General features: G+C 53.1%; 1 protein-coding gene. It reads left to right on the top strand.

The features are described from left to right. Positions 1 to 62: 62 nt before the first annotated feature. Positions 63 to 433: helix-turn-helix domain-containing protein (locus HMPREF2678_RS00965; RefSeq protein ID WP_070550541.1), on the top strand; the 371-nt coding region annotated here is incomplete at its 3' end.

The raw sequence follows: 433 nt of genomic DNA, 5'->3' as shown, positions 1-433 counted from the left end.
TGAACTGCTCCCCATTAGTTGGACTGAGAAATCAGTTACCGACTAGTGGGGAGTAGTTTTCATTGAGAGCACGAAGTTCGCTAAGTGAATATCAGCGCGAGCAGTTAGTGGAGTGTTTCGAGCAAGGCATGGGCTCTATAGCCGCTGCCAATGCTCTTGGTGTCTCCAAATACGCCGTCCGTACGCTCCGTCGTCGGTTTCAACTGCATGGCAGGCTATGTCTTGTGGAGAAACCGACAAAGCAGCAGTACTCGTTCGAAATCAAGAAGGAAGTTGTCGAGCGTCACCTTGCTGGCGAGACAAGAATGGATCTTGCCCGTGAGTTTGGCCTGTCGTCAGACCAGCTCGTCAAAGATTGGGCGCGGAAATGGCGCAAAGGCGGCGACGAGGCATTAAAACCGAAGCCGAAAGGCAGACCCAAAGGCTCGGCTGC

It is taken from the genome of Corynebacterium sp. HMSC058E07, assembly GCF_001809885.1.
Lineage (GTDB): Bacteria > Actinomycetota > Actinomycetes > Mycobacteriales > Mycobacteriaceae > Corynebacterium > Corynebacterium macclintockiae.
The sequence above is the reverse complement of the archived record's forward strand: the minus strand, read 5'-3'. Positions and strand labels throughout refer to the sequence as shown.